This is a genomic window from Aggregatimonas sangjinii (genome assembly GCF_005943945.1).
Lineage (GTDB): Bacteria > Bacteroidota > Bacteroidia > Flavobacteriales > Flavobacteriaceae > Pelagihabitans > Pelagihabitans sangjinii.
Genome location: NZ_CP040710.1, coordinates 2,879,087 through 2,901,191 on the forward strand (window position 1 = coordinate 2,879,087; position 22,105 = coordinate 2,901,191).

Here is a 22,105-nt window from a genome sequence, read left to right on the forward strand (position 1 = left end):
GCCAATACATCGTGAACTTTGCCTTTGGGAGGTTTTTGGAATTTGGATTTAAGCACTTTTCAAGAACTACGGAATTGGGAGCTATTGTCATTTATGATTCAAGCTTTGTAGTATCGCATCTACCATCCTTCAAGAAATAAATGTTCACACAAATTCAATACATAAAAAAAACCCCGAAAACATCGGGGTTATAGTTTTGTTATTGGAGATTAAAAAAGTTATTTCTGAACTGCAGGCGTGTTGAGTTTCTTGCTCATTTCCATTGAAATTGCAGAACGGTCGAACTTTAATTTGCCCGCCATGGTCTCCAAGACGCAGGAACTATCCTTGTCGCTCAGCTCCATGATTTTGCCATGTAAGCCACTTTTTGTAATGACGCGGTCACCCTTTTTCAGTTCGGCAGCAAATTTTTTCTCATCCTTGGAACGCTTCATTTGTGGACGTATCATAAAAAAATAGGCCACCACAAAAATCAAAATCATTGGCAAAAACTGCCCAATATCTCCCATAAATCTCGCTTATCCTTAAAATTAATTTGCTACAGGACCCACTGCTTGCGGACCTGCATTCTTAGGGTTAACAAACGCCTTGATCCGCAATAACTCCTGTCCCTTTTCGGTATTCGCCGTTACCGTAATCGTTTTGGTTACTTGATTCTGGCCAGAACCGTTGAATTTCACCAAAAGCTCTCCTTTTTCTCCGGGAGCTACAGGGCCCTCAGGTTTTTTAGGAACCGTACAACCACAGGTGCTTTTCGCATCGGTAATGATTAAAGGGGCGTTACCTGTATTGGTAAAGGTAAATACGGTTTCTTGAGGCGTATTCTGCTCGATCGTACCAAAATCATGCTCCGACTTTTCAAAAGTCATCACAGGAATCTGCTTTGCAGCGGCATCCCTTTCGGCAGCTACTGCCACATTCGCGGTATTTACTTTACTCGCTGCGTTTTCTTTACAGCCGGTAAAGGCCAACATTGCGAAAACGCTACATGCTAAGAATATTTTTTTCATGATAATTTTTATTTTTATTGAGTGTAAAATTAAATAAAAAAAATGAAATCGGTTCCCAAAAGGCAATCGGTAAATCGGTTGAACCCTTTTGTATTTCTTTCAAGTGGGCAACCTCATTTACAAAAGGTTATTTTAAAGTAAGCCTCGACCCATTTTCTTTAACTTTCCGTCAGCTTTGTATTCCCTGACCAACTTGTCTAGTATGCCGTTGATAAAGATGCTGCTTTTAGGGGTCGAATATTCCTTGGCAATCTCCAAAAACTCATTGATCGTTACTTTTTCAGGAATCGATGGAAAATTGAGCAGCTCACAAATACCCATCTTCAAAAGGATGGAATCGATATCTGCAATTCGGTCTTTGTCCCAATTCGGCGTTTTACCCTCGATTTCCTTCTCCAATTGGGCATTGTTCAACAATGTCTTGGTCAATAGCTTTTTGGCGAAGACCATATCTTCTTCATCCTTTAAAAGGCTTGGCAAGAAAAAAGACTCCGCCTTGTCCTGTTTTACCTTTTTCAATTGTTTCAGGAAAAAAGTATTCACTATCGGTAAATCGTCGACCCAGGTAAGTTTGTCGTCCTCAAAATAGTCATAGATTTTTTCGTTGGGGGCAATAATAGCCTTGAACACCTCAGCAATCAATTTTTTATCCTCCTCATAGGAACTCTCGCCCGATTTCATATAATCGGCATAGGTTTCACTCGCCACGATTTCCTTGTACAACAGCTTTACGTACTCATCGTTCTGAAGCCAGTTCTTGAGCTTTCGATTTTTTAGTTCTTCCTTTAATGCCTTATTCCGGACCAATTGCAGTAGCAGTCGGTTTTTGACGAACTTCCCCTTGTCAGGATAAGCATCCGAACTATTGGCCAGGTATTTTTTTGCGGACAATTGCAGCTGGCTTTGCGCATGTGTATGAATCTCAATCAGTAAACTGAGCTGCAAAAGGTACAGGGTATACATGTTATCGATACTGAACACCAGAAACTTTTCCTGCTTTTCAAGCGAATCGTCTTTCGATTGTGTCAGGGCGTAGATACATTGCATCACTTTTACCCGTATATGCCTTCTTGTTAACATGCTAAAGAACTTTTAGATATAAATCCCGAGTTGGGTTTTTAGGTTTCCCGTTGCGCGTGCAAAAATAACAATCTATTTTTCAATAGCACCTTTTTAAAACCAGATTGCCATAAAATCATGATGTAGGCGTAGAAATGATTCCATGTATCGCCAAAGGCCAATCCGTTTCGAAACCTAAATTCCATCTAAAATTCAAAGAATTAGTAGGTAGAAAAGCATATTTCCATTATTGAACTCGTCTTGAGTTCATTGAGTCTCCACTGCCAAAAAGGGTATCGGTCGGAAAAAGTAAGGCCATCGGATTTATAGCATTATCGGTTATCGGGCAAATCTACTTCTAGCATTAATCTTGATCATTGAATTTTCCCGACAACCACAACTTGTAAAGTCATCCCTTCGGGCTTATCTTTGACCACCTGTTCGACAAACTGCATGAAAGAGTTAAAACACCTCAACAAATACTTTAGGAAATATTGGGTCAAAATGCTGATCGGGGTCATCATCACCGTAATCGCCCGCATCTTTTCCTTGGTCATGCCCTCTTACGTAAATAAATCGATAGGCCTAATAGAAGACTTTACGAGAGGAACTATTCTCGAACCTGAACTGCGTGAACTTGCCATGCAATACATTCTCATTATTGTCGGTACCGCCCTGCTATCGGGGCTTTTCACCTTTTTAATGCGCCAGACCATCATCAACGTGTCGCGCTATATCGAATACGACCTGAAAAACGAAGTCTTCGATCATTATCAATTTTTAAGCCTTAATTTTTATAAGAAAAATAGAACCGGTGATTTAATGAACCGCATAAGCGAAGACATCAACCAGGTGCGCATGTATGCCGGGCCGGCCATCATGTACGGCATGAACGCGCTTACCTTGTTCGGCTGCCTTATTCCCTTAATGTTCATCAAGGCACCCACCCTAGCGCTATATACCATTCTTCCCTTTCCGATACTCTCATTTCTGATTTATAAAATAAGTAAGGTCATTCACAAACGCAGTACCAAAGTGCAGCAGTTTCTGTCTGTGCTCTCGACCTTTACCCAAGAATCTTTTTCGGGCGTGGCCGTCATTAAGGCATATGGCTTAGAACCCAGCATCAATAAGGAACTTACCGATTTGGCCAATGAGGGCAGGGACAAAAGCATTGATCTTGCCAAAGTGGAAGCGTGGTTTTTCCCCTTGATGATCCTTTTGATCGGTGTAAGCAACCTGTTCGTTATTTACATTGGTGGAAAGCAGTATATGGATGGGGAAATAGAATCAGTGGGCATCATCGCGGAGTTCATCCTTTATGTAAATATGCTTACTTGGCCGGTAGCGATAGTAGGATGGTTGACTTCCATCGTGCAACGGGCGGAAGCATCCCAAAAACGTATCAACGAATTTTTGAAAGAAACACCGCAGATCAAGAACGAAGTCGAGGAGGCAACGCCCATAGCCGGGAAAATCGAATTCAAGAATGTATCTTTCACTTATGAGGATACGAACATTACTGCCCTCAAGAATCTATCTTTCAAAATCGAAAAAGGGGAAACAGTAGCGATTTTGGGAAAGACCGGGTCCGGAAAATCCACTATTCTCGAACTTATCGCCCGACTTTACGATGTGAGCTCAGGAGAAATTCTGATTGATGGCATGCCCATTAAAAAATTGAATCTTTTTAGTCTACGCGAAGGTATCGGTACCGTACCACAAGACGCCTTTCTCTTTTCGGACACCATCGGCAATAACATCAGATTCGGAAAAAACGATGCCACCAAAGAGGAGGTCGTTCAAGTTGCAAAAGACGCGGTGGTACATGAAAACATCATGGGATTCTCTAAAAAGTACGAAACGATATTGGGCGAACGCGGTATCACCTTGAGCGGCGGACAAAAGCAGCGAGTCTCCATCGCCCGGGCGCTATTGAAAAACCCACAGGTATATCTCTTTGACGACTGCCTTTCCGCAGTTGATACCGAGACCGAGGAAGAGATACTCGACAACCTGAAACAGGCTTCCGAAAACAGAACTACACTCATTGTAAGCCATAGGGTCTCGTCGGCTAAAAATGCCGATAAGGTATTGGTATTAGAAGACGGAAGATTGCTGCAACAAGGCACACATGAAGAATTGAACAATCAGGAAGGGTACTACAAAGAACTGTATCTGAACCAGCTTTCAGAGAAAGAAAACTAGAAAATTGTTGGTCATACCGCATTTTTTTTCCATTTTTGATAGTACAACCAATAAGTAATCAGATTCATAATGGGGGAAAGAAATCACGAAGACCAAGAAGAAATACACTCAAAAGTTTTACGGGCAGGCAGAAGAACTTATTTTTTCGATGTACGCAGTACCAAAGCCGGTGATTATTATTTGACCATTACGGAGAGTAAAAAATTTACGCACGACGACGGTTCCTTCCATTACAAAAAGCACAAAATCTATCTGTACAAAGAAGACTTTGAAGCCTTTAAGGATCATGTATCTGAAATGATGGATTTTATCATTAACGAAAAAGGTACTGAAGTCATCTCCGATAGACATCAAAAGGATTATAAAAAGGAAGAAGACGTCGCTCCGGTAGATGCCAACGAAACACCTACAACGAAGAGCTTTACGGACGTTGATTTCGACGACATTTAAATCAGCCATCAGATAAACGTAATTAAAACGACCTTTTACAGGTCGTTTTTTTATATTTATAAATCGGACTAAATTACCTTATACATGAAAAAAATATTCTCCCTCGTACTCCTCACATTCGGATTTCTTTCCACGGCACAGGATTCTATTTCACTCTCCTACTACCTTCCGCAAAATATCACCTATGATACGACTATCCCGACACCGAAATCGGTTATCGGGCATGAGGTGGGCGAATGGCATGTGACCCATGACAAGTTGCTTTTTTATATGCAAACGTTGGCGGCAGCGAGCGACCGTATGACTATTGAAAATAGAGGGGAGACCTTCGAGGGAAGACCTATAGTATTGCTTACCGTAACTTCTCCAAAAAACCATGCGAATATCGATAAAATACGACAAGACCATATGGCGCTCACGGAAAACGGAAGCGCTTCCTTAAATGTTGATGATATGCCCATCATCGTGTATCAAGGGTTTTCCATTCACGGCAACGAGCCCAGTGGGGCCAATGCAGCCTTGGCTTACGCCTACTATTTAGCCGCAGCGCAAGGTTCGGAAATAGAAGCCCAACTCGACAACATGGTCGTTCTTCTTGACCCTTCCTTTAATCCTGACGGATTACAGCGCTTTGCCTACTGGGCGAATACCAACAAAAGCATTAACCTGAACGCCGATAACAATGAAAGGGAGTATCATGAAGTATGGCCGGGAGGCCGCACCAATCACTATTGGTTCGATATGAACAGGGATTGGTTGCCGGTTCAATTGCCCGAAAGCCGTGCACGTATCAAAACCTTTCACGAATGGTTGCCCAATATCCTTACCGACCATCACGAAATGGGGACAAATTCAACGTTCTTTTTTCAGCCCGGGGAGCCTACACGGGTACATCCTTTAACCCCTAAATTAAACCAAGAGCTCACTGCCGAAATCGGAACGTACCATGCGAAGGCCTTGAACAAAATCGGATCGCTCTATTACTCAGAAGAAGGTTATGATGATTATTATTATGGTAAGGGTTCTACGTTTCCCGATGTAAATGGAAGTATTGGTATCCTTTTCGAGCAAGGAAGTTCCAGAGGACATATTCAAGAGAGTGAGAACGGCGTACTAACCTTTCCGTTTACCGTTCGCAATCAATTTACCGCTGCTTTGTCAACCATTGAAGCAGCGAGCAATATGAGAACGAAAATCTTAAAATTCCAAAGGGGTTTTTATACGGGATTACGAAACGAGGGGTTGAAAAACAAAACAAAGGCCATTGTATTTGGTGATAATAAAGATGCCGCCAAAGCGTGGCATCTTGCTGAAATCCTGAGCCGGCACGGGATAAAATTCCATGAACTGGCATCAGACGCAACGATTGGTGGAAAGCGATACGAGAAAGGTAAAAGCTACGTGGTACCGATGAACCAAAAAAATCCCCGATTGATCAATGCGATGTTCGAAAAGCGCACCACCTTTACCGACAGCCTGTTCTACGACGTATCGGCTTGGACCTTTCCCTTAGCGTTTAACGTAGATTATAACGAAATCGGGTCGCTTGCCAATGCAGGGAAAGAAATAACCCAATTGAAAGAACTCATCGGTGGGGCGGACCGCCAGAGTAACTATGCCTATCTTTTCGAATGGCACGAATATTACACGCCAAGAGCATTGAATGCGATCGTAAACAAAGGAATTCGTGCCAAAGTAGCGAAATCCCCTTTTACATTGGAAGGAAAACAATACGATTACGGTACCATAATGGTTCCTGTTCAAAATCAGGACCTGGATGCGGAGGACCTATTCAATTTTCTGGATACCGTGGCAAAAGACAGTAAAATACAAATGACCGCAGTGGGCACCGGCCTGACCAAAGGCATCGATTTGGGCAGCAACGATTTTGACCCCATAAAGAAGCAAAAAGTCGCGATTTTGGTCGGCAACGGCATACGCTCTTATGATGCCGGTGAAATCTGGCATTTATTCGATACACGCTACCAAATGCAACTGACCAAGATAGATATGGAATATTTCGGTAGGGCGGATTTAAGCGACTATACCGATATCATCGTGCCCAGTGCCTCAAACAATGCATTTGATAAGGCCGCAATGGAAAAGCTGAAAGAGTGGGTCAAAAATGGCGGTACGCTTATCGGCTATCGGAATACGGTAGAATGGCTTGCTAAAAATGAGCTGATGACAAAATTAAAATTCAAGAAAGATACTTTAGTCGCCAAAAACATCACCTTTGGTCAAAAACAGGATTTTAACGGTGCACAGGTTACGGGTGGTGCTATCTTCGAAACAAAGATCGATCGCTCGCATCCAATCAACTTTGGATATAAAAACGATAAGTTGGCGCTGTTCCGCAATACGAACACCTATATCGAATCGGATAAGAACAGTTATAACAATCCTATCGTCTATACCAACAATCCATTGTTGAGCGGCTATATTTCAGAAGAGAATCTTGAATTGATCAAGGGCAGTGTTCCTTTTCAAGCGCAGCGAATGGGGAAAGGCCGCGTAATCGGATTTACCGACAATACGAATTTCAGGGCCTTCTGGTACGGGACAAACAAGCTGTTGATGAATGCCATATTTTTCGGGGATAGTATGTAAGATGCTATTTGAACGAAATAAAGCCCCATATGAGCCAAGACAAATCGCTGTTTTGGCTCTTTATTCTTGTGGCTAAATTTCTTGGAATCTTACACTTTAAGCCAAGTATTTGACTGATTGAATTTAGCACCCTAGGCCAATTTCACGTACACCCAATTGAAGCCAAATACACCTAATACGGCTAACGCGCCAATAAACGGGGTAAAGACCAAGGAGACCACTATAAAAATCAAAAAATAGTACAAAGGACTCGCCAGAAAGGCATAGCCAAACCGCAGGGTTGCCGTAAATTCGGGTTCCCAAACTTTAGGTTTCATCCAGAGCCACCACCCCAGAACCAAAGGTAAATTGAGGAGTGTAAAAATGAATCTAAAAATAGTGCCTACAAAGCCGGATTTTGGTCGATCGCTTACTTTGGTCTTTCGAGTTTCGAGGCGTTTATAGACTTCGTTCACTTCCCTTGGCTTTAAAAAGTTCACTCCAAAAGCCTCAAGTTGGGCAATTATAGTCTCGTAATTGGCCTCGTCATCGATATGCGTTGTCAAGGTTTTTAAGCTAGTGGCAACCGCTTCCTTTACCACGTTCGTTGATGCGTGAATATCCTCTTTTTGGTATAGCCCCTTGACCGCTATGGGCTTCCCGAAGATAATGGCGATTCGATCAGGAAATGCCTTCGAATCCTTATAATTCAGCCCAACCGGTACTAATTGAATGTCCAATTCGGGATACTTGTCCAACGTACCGAATAAAATACGGGTAAATCCTTTGCTCAAAGGCCTCACCCTTCTTTTAATATTGTGATTAGCTTCTGGAAACATAAGTATCGCCTCGTTCTTTGCGAAGAGCTCGGCACAACGCTCAAAAACCGCATCATTTTTCTTTAGCGAATCACGGCCGTCTCGAATACGGTAAATGGGTATCATCTGTAAATATGCAAAAAGCCTCTTCAGGGTGGGTTTTTTAAAAACGTCGGAACGAGTAAGGAACCATGGTTTGCGGTCACAGTCGACTGCCAATAAAAGCACCTCCATCAGGGCACTCTGGTGATTGGGCAGGAACAATACAGGTTTATTTTTGGGAATATGTTCTTTCCCGACCATCCTAATTTTGCCATAATAGCAATACAGACCGACCTTTACCCAATATTTTAATAAAATATATCCTAAATTCTTCAAATGTGTTGTCTAATATCCACGATGCTTCTGCTCCAAAAACCAGCCAGGAGCAAACCCGAAACCAAATGCCATATTCCCCAGAATGCCGCTACCAAAGCCATACCTCCTAAACCCTGAAAAAAGGTAAAAATAAGAATCAATCCCAAACCGGAGTTTTGTATTCCTGTTTCTATGGTTATAGATCGCGTGTCCTGTTGTGACAAACCCAGAAGCCTTGCTACCGAAAAACCGGTCGTAAATGCCAAAAAATTATGCACGAGTACTATCCAAAATACATATACGATATACTGCATAAAAATGTCCTTATTGTTATTAAGGGCCAAAATGATCAGGGCGACAAAAAACAACAAAGACACTATTTTAAATGATTTCGCGAGCTTTTTGGCCATCATGGGAAAATGATGATTTACAAGCATCCCCAAGACCAAAGGAATACCTAATAACAATGTAACCAACTTGATCATGGTAAAAGGCGAAATCGAAATTTCTTTCAAAATCGTCGCCGTTGGTTCGTAGTTGACTGCCCAAAATTGGAGGTTAAATGGCGTCATAATTATAGAAAGTACCGTTGCAATGGCAGTAAGACTAACGGAGAGTGCAGTATTTCCCTTGCCTAAATGGGTCATGAAATTAGAGACATTACCCCCTGGACAAGCAGCTACCATGAACATGCCCAATGCAATACTTGGTATGGGCTTTATGAACCATATCAGTAAAAAAGTAATTGCCGGAAGCAATAAAAACTGGCATCCGACACCAACAAAAACAGCTTTAGGTTGCCGTAAAGTCGCCTTAAAATCGTTTACTGAAATTTCCAAGGCAATACCGAACATCACCAACGCCAACAACACATTCAATACCCATTGCAGATCGGTATCAAAATTAAGTTTTACGGTATCGAGAAGTGCTTCCGTCAAAGTTGACTATCCGATTTTGAGTCCATTATCACTATTTGTTTCAGGGTGCAGGAGAATGACGTCCTTGCCTTGCACTGCTCCAAGGACCAGGCATTCACTCATAAAATTCGCAATTTGTTTTTTAGGAAAATTGACGACGGCGACCACCTGTTTACCTACCAACTGTTCCTTTGAGTACCGCAAGGTCAGTTGGGCCGAAGATTTTAGGGTACCGATTTCCGGGCCAAAATCCAAGGTCATTCGGTACGACGAGTTGTGTGCTTCGGGAAAATCGTCTACCCTGATGATGGTCCCGATACGCATATCTACTTTAGCAAAATCGGACCAATTTATGGTGTCGTTCATTTGGTTGGTGGTTGTACGTAGTGATGAAGGTAAAAATAGCATTTGGGATGACCAAGAATCAGCAAATACTTTTATCTTTAAAGTTCCTAAATAGTAAAAGATGTCCTTAACGCCCAGTACCATGTTGCCTTTGGGAACTTTGGCCCCTGAATTTAGTCTGCCCGATACCGTTACCGGTCAAACCCTGAACCTACATGCCTTAAAAGGAGAGCGAGGTACCGTCATCATGTTCATTTGCAACCATTGCCCTTTTGTGGTACATGTCAATCCGATGTTGGTAGAATTGGCAAAAACCTATCAAGAAAAAGGCATCGGTTTTATCGCTATATCCAGTAACGATATCGAGAACTATCCACAAGATGCCCCTGACTTGATGAAAAAGAAGGCAGCGGAAGAGGGCTATCCGTTTCCCTACTTATATGATGAGACCCAAGAAACCGCCAAAGCCTACGATGCCGCCTGCACTCCCGACCTATATTTGTTCGATGACGCTTTGAAATTGGTCTATCGCGGTCAGCTAGACGATTCGCGACCGGGAAACGGTCTTCCGCTAGACGGACGTGACCTACGCCAGGCCATTGAGGCATTACTTCAGAACGGTACCATCAATGCCGACCAAAAACCGAGTATGGGCTGTAATATCAAATGGAAAAAGAGATAATTAGGGGGTAAACATATTAAATGAAAGTAGATTCTAACGAAGCACTTGAAAAGCTCTCGAAAATACCGTCACCCTTTCTAGCGGTTTTCAGTCACGGGACACTTTCCGTCGAAGTATATAAACCTATAAAAGAGGACCTACAACAACCGCATTCTCGCGATGAAGTATACATCATTATCGCTGGCAGTGGAACGTTCTTGAATAATGGTGTGCGTACTACGTTCAAACCCGGCGATTTTCTTTTTGTACGTGCAGGTGTTGAGCACCGCTTTGAAGATTTTACCGATGATTTTTCGACCTGGGTGCTTTTCTATGGTCCGGAAGGTGGCGAAAAAGGCTAAGTGTACATGAAGGAAATCGTCCATTTCGAACCCCTTACCGCTTCAAGATTCCACACTTATATCGAAGTAGGCAAAAAGGCTTATGCCCAGCATTATTTGCATCTCTGGCACAAAAGCAATGCCGCCCCCTATCTAATGGACAGTTTTACCAAAGCGGTTCTAGAGCGAGAGGATACAGACGCAAATACCGCTCTTTTTATCATCAATTACAACCGCAAGGCGGTCGGTATTTTAAAGTTTACCGTAAACTGTGAATTACATCCTTTTTCTGATAAGGAAGCATTATATCTGGATAAAATCTATATCCAAAATGAGTATACCGGGAAGGGTATTGGAAAAAAAGTACTTCAATTTACGATGCTAAGGGCAAAAGAATATCAGAAAAAAGTACTTTGGCTCGATACAATGCAAAATGGACCTGCTTTGCAATTCTATTTCAAAAACGGATTTGAAATACACAGCGAAAAACTATTGCATTTTTCCGGGGTCTTAGATGAAGAACGGCCCATGTTCGTCCTGACCAAAAAAGTTTAGATGATGAGTGTATATCGTCGGATGCAATCGCAAATAAAGTGAATTGACTTCTTTTAGAATCTATCCAAATTAAGAATGGCAGCAGGCCGAATTTCAAACACCCAGAAACCTAATTATCGACAGTATTGGTTTCCGCACGGTCGTATCGATTTCTAGGCGCACATTTGATGATCATAGCATTATGAACTCTCGACATCTTTACAATACGGAGTATTCCGATGGAAAAGGGTCTCATGCTCAAATCCATCCCTCGCGCCGCAAAAGTCCTTCAATATGTGCGTAATGGTGGTTACTATGCCAAGCATAATGACCGATATTCTGAGCCAAAGTAATTTCATTTTTAGTTTCAGGGTGGACAAAAGACCGTTGTAATTGGTCATCCGACAGTCCTTTTAAAAGATACACCAATTTGGCATGAACGGCACTTAAATGATGTAACGATAACTGAACGGGCGCCGTTTTACTATCGAACAACTCAGCCCATCGTCCCTCCTCATATGCCTTGATTACAGGTTTGTCTTCGGTCAATGCCCATTTGAAACGAATATAACTATGGTGATGGCTATCGGGTATATGATGCACTAGTTGACGCACCGTCCAGCCGTCGGGGCGGTATGGCGTTTCTAACTGTGCTTTGGTCAGTGGTTGCACCAAACGCTCAAGTCGTTTTGGAAGATTGTCGAGAACGCCGATCCATTCCTCTAAATGTCGCGATGTAATTTCAGCGGGGCACTCAAAATGCCCGATAGGATAACGCAGTTTTTCAAGGGTAGTAGTCATGAAATAAAAGTAGCAAACTTTAATACACTTTTAACCTAAAAAATGAGATAAAATTCAATAATCTACTAAATTTGTAGGATAATACACTTGTTAAAAACAAATCACATGGCAACAATACGACTGGGCGATAAAGCGCCCGATTTTACAGCAGACAGTTCAGTTGGTACGATCAACTTATACGACTACCTGGGTGACAGTTGGGGAATATTATTTTCGCATCCGGCGGATTTTACCCCTGTCTGTACCACCGAATTGGGTACAGCAGCAAAGTTTAAGGGTGAATTCGATAAACGCAATGTAAAAATGATGGCATTGAGCGTTGACGGTGCCGTTTCTCATGCCGAATGGATCAAAGACATTAATGAAGTACAAGAAACGGTCGTAAACTTTCCGATAATCGCAGATGAAGATCGAACCGTCTCGAATCTTTATGATATGATTCATCCTAATGCCGATAGTACGTTGACCGTGCGGTCGGTATTTATCATCGCGCCGGATAAAACGGTGAAATTAATATTGACCTACCCAGCCTCTACGGGTAGAAATTTTCATGAACTATTGCGAGTAATCGACTCCTTACAGCTAACGGCTTACCATAAAGTGGCTACTCCCGCTAACTGGGAATCCGGTCAGGATGTTGTCGTAAGTCCATCAATACCGACTGATGAAGCCCGTGAAATCTTTAAGAAGGGCGTAGAAGAGGTTAAACCATACCTAAGAATGACCCCCGACCCAACCTTTTAAGGAATACATTTTCAAGATATTAAGATGATTAAATCTTAAAATTTTATAATGTTAAAATTATAAATACTATATTCGCGTTTTAATTTAATTTTTAATTTTTTATTATGAGTAAAGGAACAGTAAAATTCTTCAATGATTCTAAAGGTTACGGCTTTATCACTGAAGACGGTTCAAGCGAAGATCACTTTGTACACATTTCTGGTTTAATCGATGAAATTCGCGAAGGTGATGTTGTAGAATTTGAATTACAACAAGGTAAAAAAGGACTAAACGCGGTAAATGTGAAAGTAGTAGACTAGGTACGCATAAACTTTTTTTATACAAAGCCCCGACTGTATCGGGGCTTTTTTTGTTCCTAATCTTAAAGGCGTCCTCGTATCAACTTTCCTAAGGAAAGAAAAAATAGGTCTAAATCTCGCTAGTATCATAAATTCACTTGGTGGCCATAGGGTAGGCCCCATTTATTTCTTTGCCTTGAATATCGAACAATGCGTAACCAAAGAAATATAGTATACTTAGTGGGTTTCACCGAATTTTTTCGATTCAATTGCCACAATTACCTTATTGCATGAGTAAAAAGAACAAAAGCCCAACCTATTTCTCTTTTTTTAAGCGAACAGCATAGCTCATACGAAAAACCTCATTTAATGTAAGATTATTAGTATGAATTAGAATTTTTCTAAATTATTTACGTTAGTAAATAAATAAAGGGTTGATTTTAACGCCTAAAATTATATTATTATGATATATTTTTTCAGCATTTTGGCATTCTTGGTCGTTTTGAATATCGTTCTTATGCGGTTTAGTGCGAAGGAAGTAGAAAAATTTTAAAAGATTGAATTGAAAAGGTAGGGTTTTTCCACATATTGTTGTTATCTTATAGGTAGTACGCCTCTAATAATTCAACCACGATATGCTTACCTTCTTCAGTGTCTTAATCGTATTGATAATTATCAACCTATTACTGCTCGTAGTAAGTGTTGAGGGAGCGAACGACTCTCAAAAAAAATAAAAAACTTCTTTTGAAATGCGAAAACACCCATCAAATATGATGGGTGTTTTTGGTTGTTTGTCGATTGCCGAAAGTCTATTTACTTTGTTTTATTGAACAGCCTTTAAAGCATCTAAATTACCCCAACCATAGCTACTGCTCCGATTAGGATACAGCTCGGCCGAAATCTTTAATTTGTTCAGAACATCGTTTCTGGACCAGCTCGGATTTTTAGACCAAACCAATGCCGCGATTCCAGCAGCGTTAGCCGTTGCGACCGATGAGCCGCCTACATAGTCTTCCGATCCGCTATAATAGCCCAGTACTGGTATATGATTGTTATTGCCGCGCTCCATGATTATGGTAAAATCGATAGTACTTCCCTTGTGACACGCATCGCACTCATCGTAACCGGAACCTTCCTCGATTCCTGTTACCGCAACGGTTTCACTCATTGATGCCGGAAAAACAACTCCTAGAAAATTGGTGAAGGAAGTAGAGGTGCCGCCGGCACAAAATATTAGTTTGTCCCGAGAATAAGCGTATCGAATGGCGTCCTTAATCCTATTAATGGAATAAATATACCCCATAGACATTGAAATAATGTGCACGTCATTTCGTCTACCCAAGTCTGTAATTGCTTTCGCAACTCCTTTTTGTTCTTGATACCCGTTCAACAACACATCCGAAGATGCCCGATACGAAATCAAGTTCGAATTGTAGGCAACCCCAACGGGCAACCCTGTATTGTTTCGGGGCGCGGTTGCGGCGGCAGACATACTGGTGCCATGCCCACATTTATCGTTAGGTCCATCGGTCTTTCTTGACCAGGGCCAAAACGAATCGACATAAACCCCGTATTTCTCAACGGTTCTACCTGAAGAATCCCCATTGTTGAAATTGGCGTTCAATAAAGGTTGATTGGGCGAGAGGCCGGTATCGACAACACCAATGGTAATACCTGTACCCGTACTCAGTGCCCAGGCATCGTCAATATGATGTAACGGAAAATTCCAGGGCATGCGCGCATTGGGCGAAATGGTCGTATAATCGTTAGAAGAAATGTCTTCGGTATCGAAACCACAGCCAGAGTCGGATAATGCCGATTTTTCGGTAACCGTTTGAAAATAAGAATATCCACTTGGTTCCATGTACCGAATGTCCGCATTCCTACGCAAGCTGGCTATCGTTTCCCGTTGCAGTACTTTCAAATCGATTACGGTAAGGTATTCATCTTCGTAAATCAGAATATCTTCATCCTTATCAGTCGTTGATCTCCCTTTGCCCTCAAGTGTTCGTACCATTTCCACAATGGCAAGCTTTGAAGAGGTCTGTCTCCCGGAATCGTTAATGGTAAAATCATCCTTGTCCTTCCCATAACCCACGGTGAGCACACCATCGGCATGTTGTAGGGCACTCCACAAAACCAATTCAGGAACGGCGTTCCAATCAAAATCACCGTTCAGTTCTATTTCATTTTCGATAATTCGATTGATTTCAGGAATGGTCAGGGGCTCGTTCTGGTCCAGTGCCACCGCTTCCGTATCGGGAAGGGTAGTTGAGGGATCTTCTTTGGAACACGAGAAAACCGTGATGATAAGCGCTACACTGAGCGCTCGAAGAATACTAATTTTCATAAAGCTTAAGGATTGGTTAATATTCCCTTAAGATATTAACTATTCCTAAATATCAATACTATTTTTTTATGAATTCATCAAAATATAGTATCCTCGGTACTTTTAACTTTACTGTTTGACAATAGACCATAAAAAAGTCCCTAACACCGTAGGGACTTTTCAAAACTTTTTATGCGAATGAAGAGATGTAGGTATTGTTTCGAGCTTATTTTACACCCATCAATTCTACATCAAATATCAATGTCGCATTCGGCGGAATTACCCCTCCCGCGCCGGCACTGCCATAGGCCAAATCTGATGGAATAACAAACCGCGCCTTGTCGCCTACCTGAAGGAGTGAAATGCCCTCATCCCAACCAGGAATCACCTGTCCGACGCCCAACTGAAAATCGATGGGCTGGTTTCTTTTGTAAGAAGAATCGAAGACTTGTCCATTTAGCAAAGACCCTTCGTAGTGCACCGAGACCCCTTTTCCTTTTTCGGCCTGAGCACCGTCGCCCTTTTGAATAATCTTATACCGCAAACCACTTGATGTCTCTTCAAAACCAGCTGCCACTTTGTCGAGCTCCTTTGCTTGTGCAGCCTTGGCAGCCGCAATTCTTTTGGCCTTATCGGCCTCCAAATTTTCGAAAGCAGCCAAAGCATCCCACTTCTTTGCGGCCTCTCCTACCCGTACGATTTCTAAACTTTCGATGGTATCACCTTGGGCAATGGCGTCGACAACATCTTGTCCACTTTCTACCTTCCCGAAAACGGTATGCTTGTTGTCGAGCCAAGGAGTTGCAACATGCGTGATAAAAAACTGGCTGCCGTTACTTCCAGGTCCCGAATTGGCCATAGAGAGTACTCCAGGGCCATCGTGGGTAAGTTCCGGATGAAACTCATCATCGAACTTGTATCCTGGGTCACCAGTACCAGTCCCCTGTGGGCAACCGCCTTGAATCATAAAATCGGGAATCACCCTATGGAATTTTAACCCGTCGTAAAACGGAGTGCCTTCCGACTTTACTTTGTTCTTTTTATTTCCTTCCGCCAACGCAACGAAATTACCAACTGTAGCTGGAGTTTTATCATAAGTCAAATCAACCAGGATTTCGCCTTTTGACGTATTGAATTTTGCATAGATACCGTCTTGCATAGTGCTTTTTTTTAATGAGCGGCAAAGGTAAGAAATTGTTGGTTGTTTCAACGTCATTTCTCTGGGGTAAAAGGCGAAAATGAACCAATGAAGTCTTTAGAATCGCCTTTGTTGGCGCACAAAATGGTAATAACGCATAAACCGACCATTAACATTTGAATTTGCAAGTTCGGATGTATCGATTGGACTATCGATTATTCCATGCCGTACTTATCAAAGAGATACACCAAACTAGCCATGGCACCGGCCCCAAGTTCAAGTTCTCTTTTATTTACATGCTCGAAGGTATCGTTAGCCGCATGGTGGTGATCGAAGTATCGTTGGGAATCAGGGCGCAACCCGGATAGTACAATACCATCCTTTTTTAAAGGGCCTATATCGGCTCCGCTTCCACCTTTCGTAAACGAGTGGATCATGTAGGGTTCAAACAGTGGTTTCCAACTGGTGATTTTCTCAAAATCGGCATCCGAACAATCAAACGAAAATCCCCTTGGGGTAAATCCACCCGAATCGCTTTCCAAAGCAAATACATGTTTCTCCTTTTTTTCCATAGCCACCTTTGCATATTCAGTACCGCCGCGGAGTCCGTTTTCCTCATTCATAAAAAGAACCACGCGAATAGTTCGTTGGGGCGTGTAGCCCGATTTTCTCAAGAGCCGTAAAACATCCATGCTCTGTACGCAACCTGCACCATCATCATGGGAACCGTCTCCCAAATCCCAAGAATCCAGATGCCCACCCACCACCATAATTTCCTCTGGACGGGTACTCCCGGTAATTTGACCGATGACGTTGAACGATTTGACATCGTCAAACTGTTTGCAGTTCTGTTTGAAATAAAATTTGGTATCGGGATTCAGTTGCAAGGTCGTGCTCAACAATTCGGCACCATTTGTACTGATTGCTGCAGCCGGGATTCGTTCATTGATCGGTTCATCGCCATAGCGCATATTTCCGGTATGCGGATAATCGTCCAGTCGAAGGTTCATGGAGCGGACGATAACGCCCACGGCTCCGTATTTAGAGGCTTCGGAAGCACCGACGGCACGTTGGTCTACGCAACCGGAGTACGCTTCGAAGGTATTGATCAATTCGGCATCCATAGGGCGGTTGAAAAAAACTATTTTTCCAGAAAGCTTCTCTTCGCCCAAGGTCGCAAGATCTTCTATACCCTTAACCTCTACCACGTTTGCCTTTATACCAACGGCCGGCGTGGCTATTGAACCGCCTAAAGCACAGATATTCATATTGGTCGTTACTCCGGGACTCGTCTCCATGTACGCGAATTCAGGAACGCCGCGAACCCATTTGGGTACCATTACGGGCTGCAGATACACTTTATCCAATCCCAATTCGTCGAGCTGGGCCTTGGTATAATCAACCGCCATCTCTGCTTGCACGGAACCGGAAAGTCGTCCCCCTATTTGATTGGAGAGGTGGTTGAGCCAGTCATAGGCCATACCATCGGTAAGGGCCGTATCAAAAATAGACCTTATTCGTTTTTCATCCTCGGTTTGGGCGAGGGCCAATCCAGAAATGAATAGGCATAGTACAAGTATTCTTCTCATTATTCTTCGTTTTGCAATTGCTGCTTATACATCTCCAAATTCGCTTTTACCTTTTCTTCCAGTTCCGGTTCTTGAATGTCTTTGTATTTTGACAGTTCCTCCAAAAGTATGGATGCGAAAATTACCCTAGCGGCCTTTTTATTGTCCGCCGGAACGATATACCACGGAGCGTTATCGGTCGATGTCTTATTGATGGCCTCTTCGTAGCACTTTTGATACGAATTCCATAGTTTTCGTTCCTTGAGGTCTCCCGGTGAAAACTTCCAATTCTTTTCCCTTAATTCCAAACGGCGTAACAAGCGTCTGCGCTGTTCGTCCTTAGACAGGTTCATAAAAAACTTGAAGACCAAGGTGCCGTTTTCGGCAATATGCCGCTCAAAATCATTGATTTGCCGAAAACGTTTATCCCAAAACTTTTGGTCGATATCCTCTACGGAACGAACTCCCGGAATGTGCTCGCCAAGAATGTATTCCGGATGTACCCGTGTGACCAGCACATTTTCGTAATGGGTTCTGTTGAATACCCCAAAAATACCTTTTGCGGGAAGTACGAGATAATGTCGCCAGAGGTAATCGTGTTTCAATTCGAGTGCTGTAGGTACCTTAAAACTATGTACCTCTACGCCACTGGCGTTAAAATCCTTAAATACCTCACGAATAAGGCTGTCCTTTCCCGATGTATCCATCCCTTGAATACATATCAACACGCTGTATTGACCATGGGCGTATAGTGTATTTTGAAATTCTCCTAACGCTTCTCGAACCTCTTCGAGTTGTTTTTTCAATTCTTTTTTGGAGGAACCAAAATCCTCATATGTCTGTAAATCGGAGAGCTTAAATTCTTTTTCAACCTTGTATGCCTTGCTTTTAATCGTATCCATAGGGGAAATATAGAATTTTTTACTCGTTGAACGGTGTTAAATGTTAAAAAAAAACGCCGTTCATCATCCTAAAAAAACCTTTTGACCAATAAGCGTGTCTCGGAGTGCCGTGCATCGAAAAAACAGGACTTGCATACGCCGCTATACCTATCTTTACATTGTAAAATGTCCCAAATTTTACCCCTTAATAAGCTTGTCATGAATACCTTGCGAATTGTTGGCTATGCCCTACTACTATTTTTCTTTGTAGCTTTTAAGCCTATTTCGGCTTGTGAGTATGCAGGCTCCAACATTAATTTTGTAAAGACGCAGACCGAAAAAGCACTTGCGAAAGATGACCTTAATTTAATTCGCTACTACACTTTTAAGGCACTCAACGCCCTTGAAAAATCTAAAAAAGAGCTCGAGGCATGTAAGTGCGAATACGCCTCCATAAGCGTGGAAGAAAGTGCTTACCTTCTAAAAAGGGCCACAAGGGCAGACGATATCAAAGATTCGAAAGACCTTTTAAAAAGGGCGCTGCGAAATACGGTCAGTGGCATTGATGCCTTACAGATTCACGATGAGCAGCACATTACCAAAAAACCGGAAGATCTCCTTGCCATAAACGATGATCGTGGGGCTAATTTAGATGAAGGACTTGGCAATAGCGAGAATATTCCTTTCAAAGAAAAATTGGATGCATCACTGGAAAAATACCGTAAATCACTGGACAAAGTAGTGCGAACGGTCAATTGCAACGACGCGAAGGCCTTTGCCAAAGCTATTTACGAGAATTGTGAGCAGGAACTATTGACCAAGGGACTTTCCGAACAAAAAAAATATTACAACCTCAGAACCCAGGAAATTACAGCGGAGGCCCTAATCCGAATTCAGGAAAAATGTAACGATTAGTACGAAAACCCTTCCCGAGCACATGCTATTTGCTGGCGAACAGTTTAACATCGCTTTCGGTTACTTCTTTACCGCCTAGAATGATCAAACGCTCCACCACATTCCGCAATTCGCGAATATTCCCGGTCCAATCATAACTCTGTAACAATTTAATGGCACCCGCCGAAAAAACCTTGGGTGCAGTACCTTGTTCCGAGGTGATTTTTTTCACGAAATGTTCGATGAGCAAAGGAATGTCATCCCTTCTATCGTTAAGTGCGGGAACCTTGATCAAAATGACCGCCAAGCGGTGGTAGAGATCTTCCCGAAACTTACCGTCGGCAATCTCTTTTTTCAAATCTTTATTGGTCGCAGCAACCACACGGACGTCAACTTTGATGTCTTTATCACTACCTACCCTTGAGATTTTGCTTTCTTGCAGTGCGCGCAAGACCTTGGCCTGTGCGGATAGGCTCATATCACCAATCTCATCCAAGAAAATGGTTCCTTTGTTCGCCGCTTCGAATTTTCCCGAACGGTCCTTAACCGCCGAGGTAAAAGCGCCCTTGACGTGACCAAAAAGTTCACTTTCGATTAATTCGGAAGGGATCGCGGCACAATTTACTTCAATAAAAGGACCGCCGCTACGCGGACTTTTTTCATGGACCCAGTGGGCCACCAATTCCTTGCCGGTACCATTAGACCCGGTAATCAAGACCCTAGCATCAGTAGGGGCGACTTTTTCGATAATTTCCTTTATGCCTGAAATTTCTTTGCTTTCCCCTACCATTTGGTAGTTCTTACTTACCTTTTTCTTTAAAATCTTATTTTCAACGACCAATTCCTTTCTATCCAAAGCATTTCGTACCGTTGTCAATAATCGGTTCAAATCGGGCGGTTTGGAGATGTAGTCGAACGCTCCCGCGCGCATGGTATTTACGGCAGTATCCAGATCACCATGACCCGATATCATGATAAAGGGAACCTCGGGTTTTATTTTTTTGGCAGCCTCCAGCACTTCAACGCCATCCATTTTAGGCATTTTGATATCGCAGAGCACCAGATCGTAATCGTTGTTCTTTACTGCTTCTAATCCCCGAAGGCCATCCTCCGCCTCTTCTACGTTATACGCATCATTCTCTTCAGAGAGGATTTTCACCAATACCCTTCGAATAGCTGCCTCGTCTTCAATGACCAATATTTTTGACATAAATACTTTGTTTGTTTTTTCCCTCTCCTGTGTTGACCCCAATGAATTTTTATGGGTTTGGTTCAAAAAGGACGGGGAAGCTGTTTATTCTAATTTTCTTCTTCCTGCTGGTTGCGAATCATAATCTATTAAAAAATTCCTATTTTAAAGCCTGTTCTAAAGTAAAAATTTCCCTCGTCATTTAAAGTGAATGCCCTGCCCCGATCCCCATCGCGAATCAGGCCCTCCTGTAAAATGGAATAACCTGCCATTGCGTAGAGCGATATTTCCTTCGTTATCTTGTACTGATACCCTACCGCACCGACCAAGGCCGATAGCGAAATAGCTGTTCCAACATTATTTCCCGGAAGCTCTATATTCGATTGTATGTTCACGAAGTAGCCATCAAGAAAGACCGCCGTCTCTAAAACGTGCTTGTCCTTAACGTAAAATTTAAAATCACTTCGTGGGATGCCCAAGGTATAGGACCAATTCTTATGAAACCTTTTATAATAGTTGATCAAAGGCAATGGAAATGGAAGTCCCGTGGCACTATTATAGCTCAACCCAAGAATCAACCGATACGGTTTTTCCAGCTCCTTTTCCTCTTTCCAAAAAACAAGTGAAGCGTTAAGCCGAAGATCGTTGTTATCCAGTCCGCGTTCGATGTTGGAAGAAATTCTCGGTGTTAATACCCCAACAATGCGCCAAGTGGGATTCATTAAAAATGTGTAACCCAAATTCAGGTCGATGATGTGCAACCGCTCCAAGTTATTGTATTCAAAAGGCAGTTCACGTTCAATCTCGAACTCATAGCGGTTGTACTCCATTCCGACAACGAAATAGTTCTCGGTGCTCAGTTTGATCGGGGCGTTGATCAGGGCACGGTACCGGTTGGTTTGAATTCCAAAATTATTGTCCGGAATGACCGTATATTCCAATCGGACCAGATCGGGAGTCTGCATATGCGCCTCGAAAGGATTTCCTACGGCAA

At 42.5% G+C, this 22,105-nt stretch carries 22 protein-coding genes; 9 read left to right on the top strand and 13 right to left on the bottom strand.

Annotated elements, in window-relative coordinates; all coding sequences use genetic code 11:
- Positions 1 to 218 precede the first annotated feature (218 nt).
- From yajC to nusB, 3 genes are all read right to left on the bottom strand, one after another.
- Positions 219 to 509 carry a preprotein translocase subunit YajC gene (gene yajC, locus FGM00_RS12050; RefSeq protein ID WP_138853148.1) on the bottom strand — a complete coding sequence of 97 codons (291 nt, stop codon included), beginning with the start codon at positions 507 to 509 and terminating at the stop codon, positions 219 to 221.
- Positions 510 to 530: 21 nt separating this feature from the next.
- A complete protein-coding gene (locus FGM00_RS12055; protein ID WP_138853149.1) occupies positions 531 to 1,010 on the bottom strand; it encodes a DUF1573 domain-containing protein in 480 nt (159 codons plus the stop codon).
- Between the two features lie 132 nt (positions 1,011 to 1,142).
- Positions 1,143 to 2,090 (bottom strand): transcription antitermination factor NusB, encoded by a 948-nt coding sequence (nusB, locus tag FGM00_RS12060; protein WP_138853150.1) that lies wholly within the window; start codon positions 2,088 to 2,090, stop codon positions 1,143 to 1,145.
- Between the two features lie 432 nt (positions 2,091 to 2,522).
- On the opposite strand from nusB, the gene FGM00_RS12065 reads away from it, so the two are divergent.
- The 3 genes from FGM00_RS12065 to FGM00_RS12075 all read left to right on the top strand — a co-directional run bounded on the left by FGM00_RS12065 (position 2,523) and on the right by FGM00_RS12075 (position 7,337).
- Complete coding sequence (locus FGM00_RS12065; RefSeq protein WP_138853151.1) at positions 2,523 to 4,277, top strand: ABC transporter ATP-binding protein; 1,755 nt, start codon at positions 2,523 to 2,525, stop codon at positions 4,275 to 4,277.
- Between the two features lie 69 nt (positions 4,278 to 4,346).
- Positions 4,347 to 4,727, top strand: a complete 381-nt coding sequence (locus tag FGM00_RS12070) for a PUR family DNA/RNA-binding protein (RefSeq protein ID WP_138853152.1) — start codon at positions 4,347 to 4,349, stop codon at positions 4,725 to 4,727.
- Positions 4,728 to 4,811: 84 nt separating this feature from the next.
- Positions 4,812 to 7,337 carry a M14 family metallopeptidase gene (locus FGM00_RS12075; protein WP_138853153.1) on the top strand — a complete coding sequence of 842 codons (2,526 nt, stop codon included), beginning with the start codon at positions 4,812 to 4,814 and terminating at the stop codon, positions 7,335 to 7,337.
- A gap of 131 nt (positions 7,338 to 7,468) precedes the next feature.
- Here the strand turns inward: FGM00_RS12075 and FGM00_RS12080 are convergent, their stop codons facing one another.
- From FGM00_RS12080 to FGM00_RS12090, 3 genes are read right to left on the bottom strand one after another with little or no spacing between them, the layout of a single operon-like run.
- Complete coding sequence (locus FGM00_RS12080; RefSeq protein ID WP_138853154.1) at positions 7,469 to 8,512, bottom strand: lysophospholipid acyltransferase family protein; 1,044 nt, start codon at positions 8,510 to 8,512, stop codon at positions 7,469 to 7,471.
- The gene (locus tag FGM00_RS12085) at positions 8,509 to 9,429 is read right to left on the bottom strand and encodes a bile acid:sodium symporter family protein (protein ID WP_138853155.1); all 921 of its coding nucleotides are present in this window, start codon (positions 9,427 to 9,429) and stop codon (positions 8,509 to 8,511) included. The genes FGM00_RS12080 and FGM00_RS12085 overlap by 4 nt, the downstream gene beginning before the upstream one ends.
- Positions 9,430 to 9,435: 6 nt before the next feature.
- Positions 9,436 to 9,774: a tRNA-binding protein gene (locus tag FGM00_RS12090; RefSeq protein WP_138853156.1), complete on the bottom strand. Its 339-nt coding sequence runs from the start codon at positions 9,772 to 9,774 to the stop codon at positions 9,436 to 9,438.
- 100 nt (positions 9,775 to 9,874) lie between these two features.
- On the opposite strand from FGM00_RS12090, the gene FGM00_RS12095 reads away from it, so the two are divergent.
- Genes FGM00_RS12095 through FGM00_RS12105 form a run of 3 tightly spaced genes read left to right on the top strand, consistent with a single transcriptional unit; the run spans position 9,875 to position 11,310 of the window.
- Positions 9,875 to 10,435, top strand: a complete 561-nt coding sequence (locus FGM00_RS12095; RefSeq protein WP_138853157.1) for a thioredoxin family protein — start codon at positions 9,875 to 9,877, stop codon at positions 10,433 to 10,435.
- Positions 10,436 to 10,455: 20 nt separating this feature from the next.
- Entirely contained in the window at positions 10,456 to 10,776 is a 321-nt protein-coding gene (locus FGM00_RS12100) for a cupin domain-containing protein (protein ID WP_138853158.1), read from the top strand.
- A 6-nt stretch (positions 10,777 to 10,782) separates the two neighbouring features.
- Positions 10,783 to 11,310, top strand: a complete 528-nt coding sequence (locus tag FGM00_RS12105; RefSeq protein WP_138853159.1) for a GNAT family N-acetyltransferase — start codon at positions 10,783 to 10,785, stop codon at positions 11,308 to 11,310.
- 237 nt (positions 11,311 to 11,547) lie between these two features.
- On the opposite strand, the gene FGM00_RS12110 is transcribed toward FGM00_RS12105, so the two are convergent.
- Positions 11,548 to 12,090, bottom strand: a complete 543-nt coding sequence (locus FGM00_RS12110; RefSeq protein ID WP_138853160.1) for a YfiT family bacillithiol transferase — start codon at positions 12,088 to 12,090, stop codon at positions 11,548 to 11,550.
- A gap of 105 nt (positions 12,091 to 12,195) precedes the next feature.
- Here FGM00_RS12110 and FGM00_RS12115 point away from each other — a divergent pair, with 105 nt between their 5' ends.
- Together FGM00_RS12115 and FGM00_RS12120 are read left to right on the top strand one after the other, a co-directional pair.
- The gene (locus FGM00_RS12115) at positions 12,196 to 12,834 is read left to right on the top strand and encodes a peroxiredoxin (protein ID WP_138853161.1); all 639 of its coding nucleotides are present in this window, start codon (positions 12,196 to 12,198) and stop codon (positions 12,832 to 12,834) included.
- A gap of 104 nt (positions 12,835 to 12,938) precedes the next feature.
- Positions 12,939 to 13,133, top strand: coding sequence for a cold-shock protein (locus FGM00_RS12120; RefSeq protein ID WP_013994176.1), 195 nt, complete (start codon positions 12,939 to 12,941; stop codon positions 13,131 to 13,133).
- An 802-nt stretch (positions 13,134 to 13,935) separates the two neighbouring features.
- On the opposite strand, the gene FGM00_RS12125 is transcribed toward FGM00_RS12120, so the two are convergent.
- The 4 genes from FGM00_RS12125 to FGM00_RS12140 all read right to left on the bottom strand — a co-directional run bounded on the left by FGM00_RS12125 (position 13,936) and on the right by FGM00_RS12140 (position 19,049).
- Positions 13,936 to 15,462 carry a S8 family peptidase gene (locus FGM00_RS12125; protein WP_138853162.1) on the bottom strand — a complete coding sequence of 509 codons (1,527 nt, stop codon included), beginning with the start codon at positions 15,460 to 15,462 and terminating at the stop codon, positions 13,936 to 13,938.
- 205 nt (positions 15,463 to 15,667) lie between these two features.
- Positions 15,668 to 16,600, bottom strand: coding sequence for a peptidylprolyl isomerase (locus tag FGM00_RS12130; RefSeq protein WP_138853163.1), 933 nt, complete (start codon positions 16,598 to 16,600; stop codon positions 15,668 to 15,670).
- A 194-nt stretch (positions 16,601 to 16,794) separates the two neighbouring features.
- Positions 16,795 to 18,168, bottom strand: a complete 1,374-nt coding sequence (locus FGM00_RS12135) for a M28 family peptidase (protein WP_138853164.1) — start codon at positions 18,166 to 18,168, stop codon at positions 16,795 to 16,797.
- Positions 18,168 to 19,049, bottom strand: coding sequence for a PPK2 family polyphosphate kinase (locus tag FGM00_RS12140; RefSeq protein WP_138853165.1), 882 nt, complete (start codon positions 19,047 to 19,049; stop codon positions 18,168 to 18,170). Before FGM00_RS12140 ends, FGM00_RS12135 begins: the two co-directional genes overlap by 1 nt.
- Positions 19,050 to 19,247: 198 nt before the next feature.
- On the opposite strand from FGM00_RS12140, the gene FGM00_RS12145 reads away from it, so the two are divergent.
- Positions 19,248 to 19,943 carry a hypothetical protein gene (locus FGM00_RS12145; protein WP_138853166.1) on the top strand — a complete coding sequence of 232 codons (696 nt, stop codon included), beginning with the start codon at positions 19,248 to 19,250 and terminating at the stop codon, positions 19,941 to 19,943.
- 25 nt (positions 19,944 to 19,968) lie between these two features.
- Here FGM00_RS12145 and FGM00_RS12150 read toward each other — a convergent pair whose 3' ends face one another.
- A complete protein-coding gene (locus FGM00_RS12150; RefSeq protein WP_138853167.1) occupies positions 19,969 to 21,132 on the bottom strand; it encodes a sigma-54-dependent transcriptional regulator in 1,164 nt (387 codons plus the stop codon).
- A 128-nt stretch (positions 21,133 to 21,260) separates the two neighbouring features.
- A complete protein-coding gene (locus FGM00_RS12155; RefSeq protein WP_138853168.1) occupies positions 21,261 to 22,076 on the bottom strand; it encodes a DUF6268 family outer membrane beta-barrel protein in 816 nt (271 codons plus the stop codon).
- Positions 22,077 to 22,105: the final 29 nt, after the last annotated feature.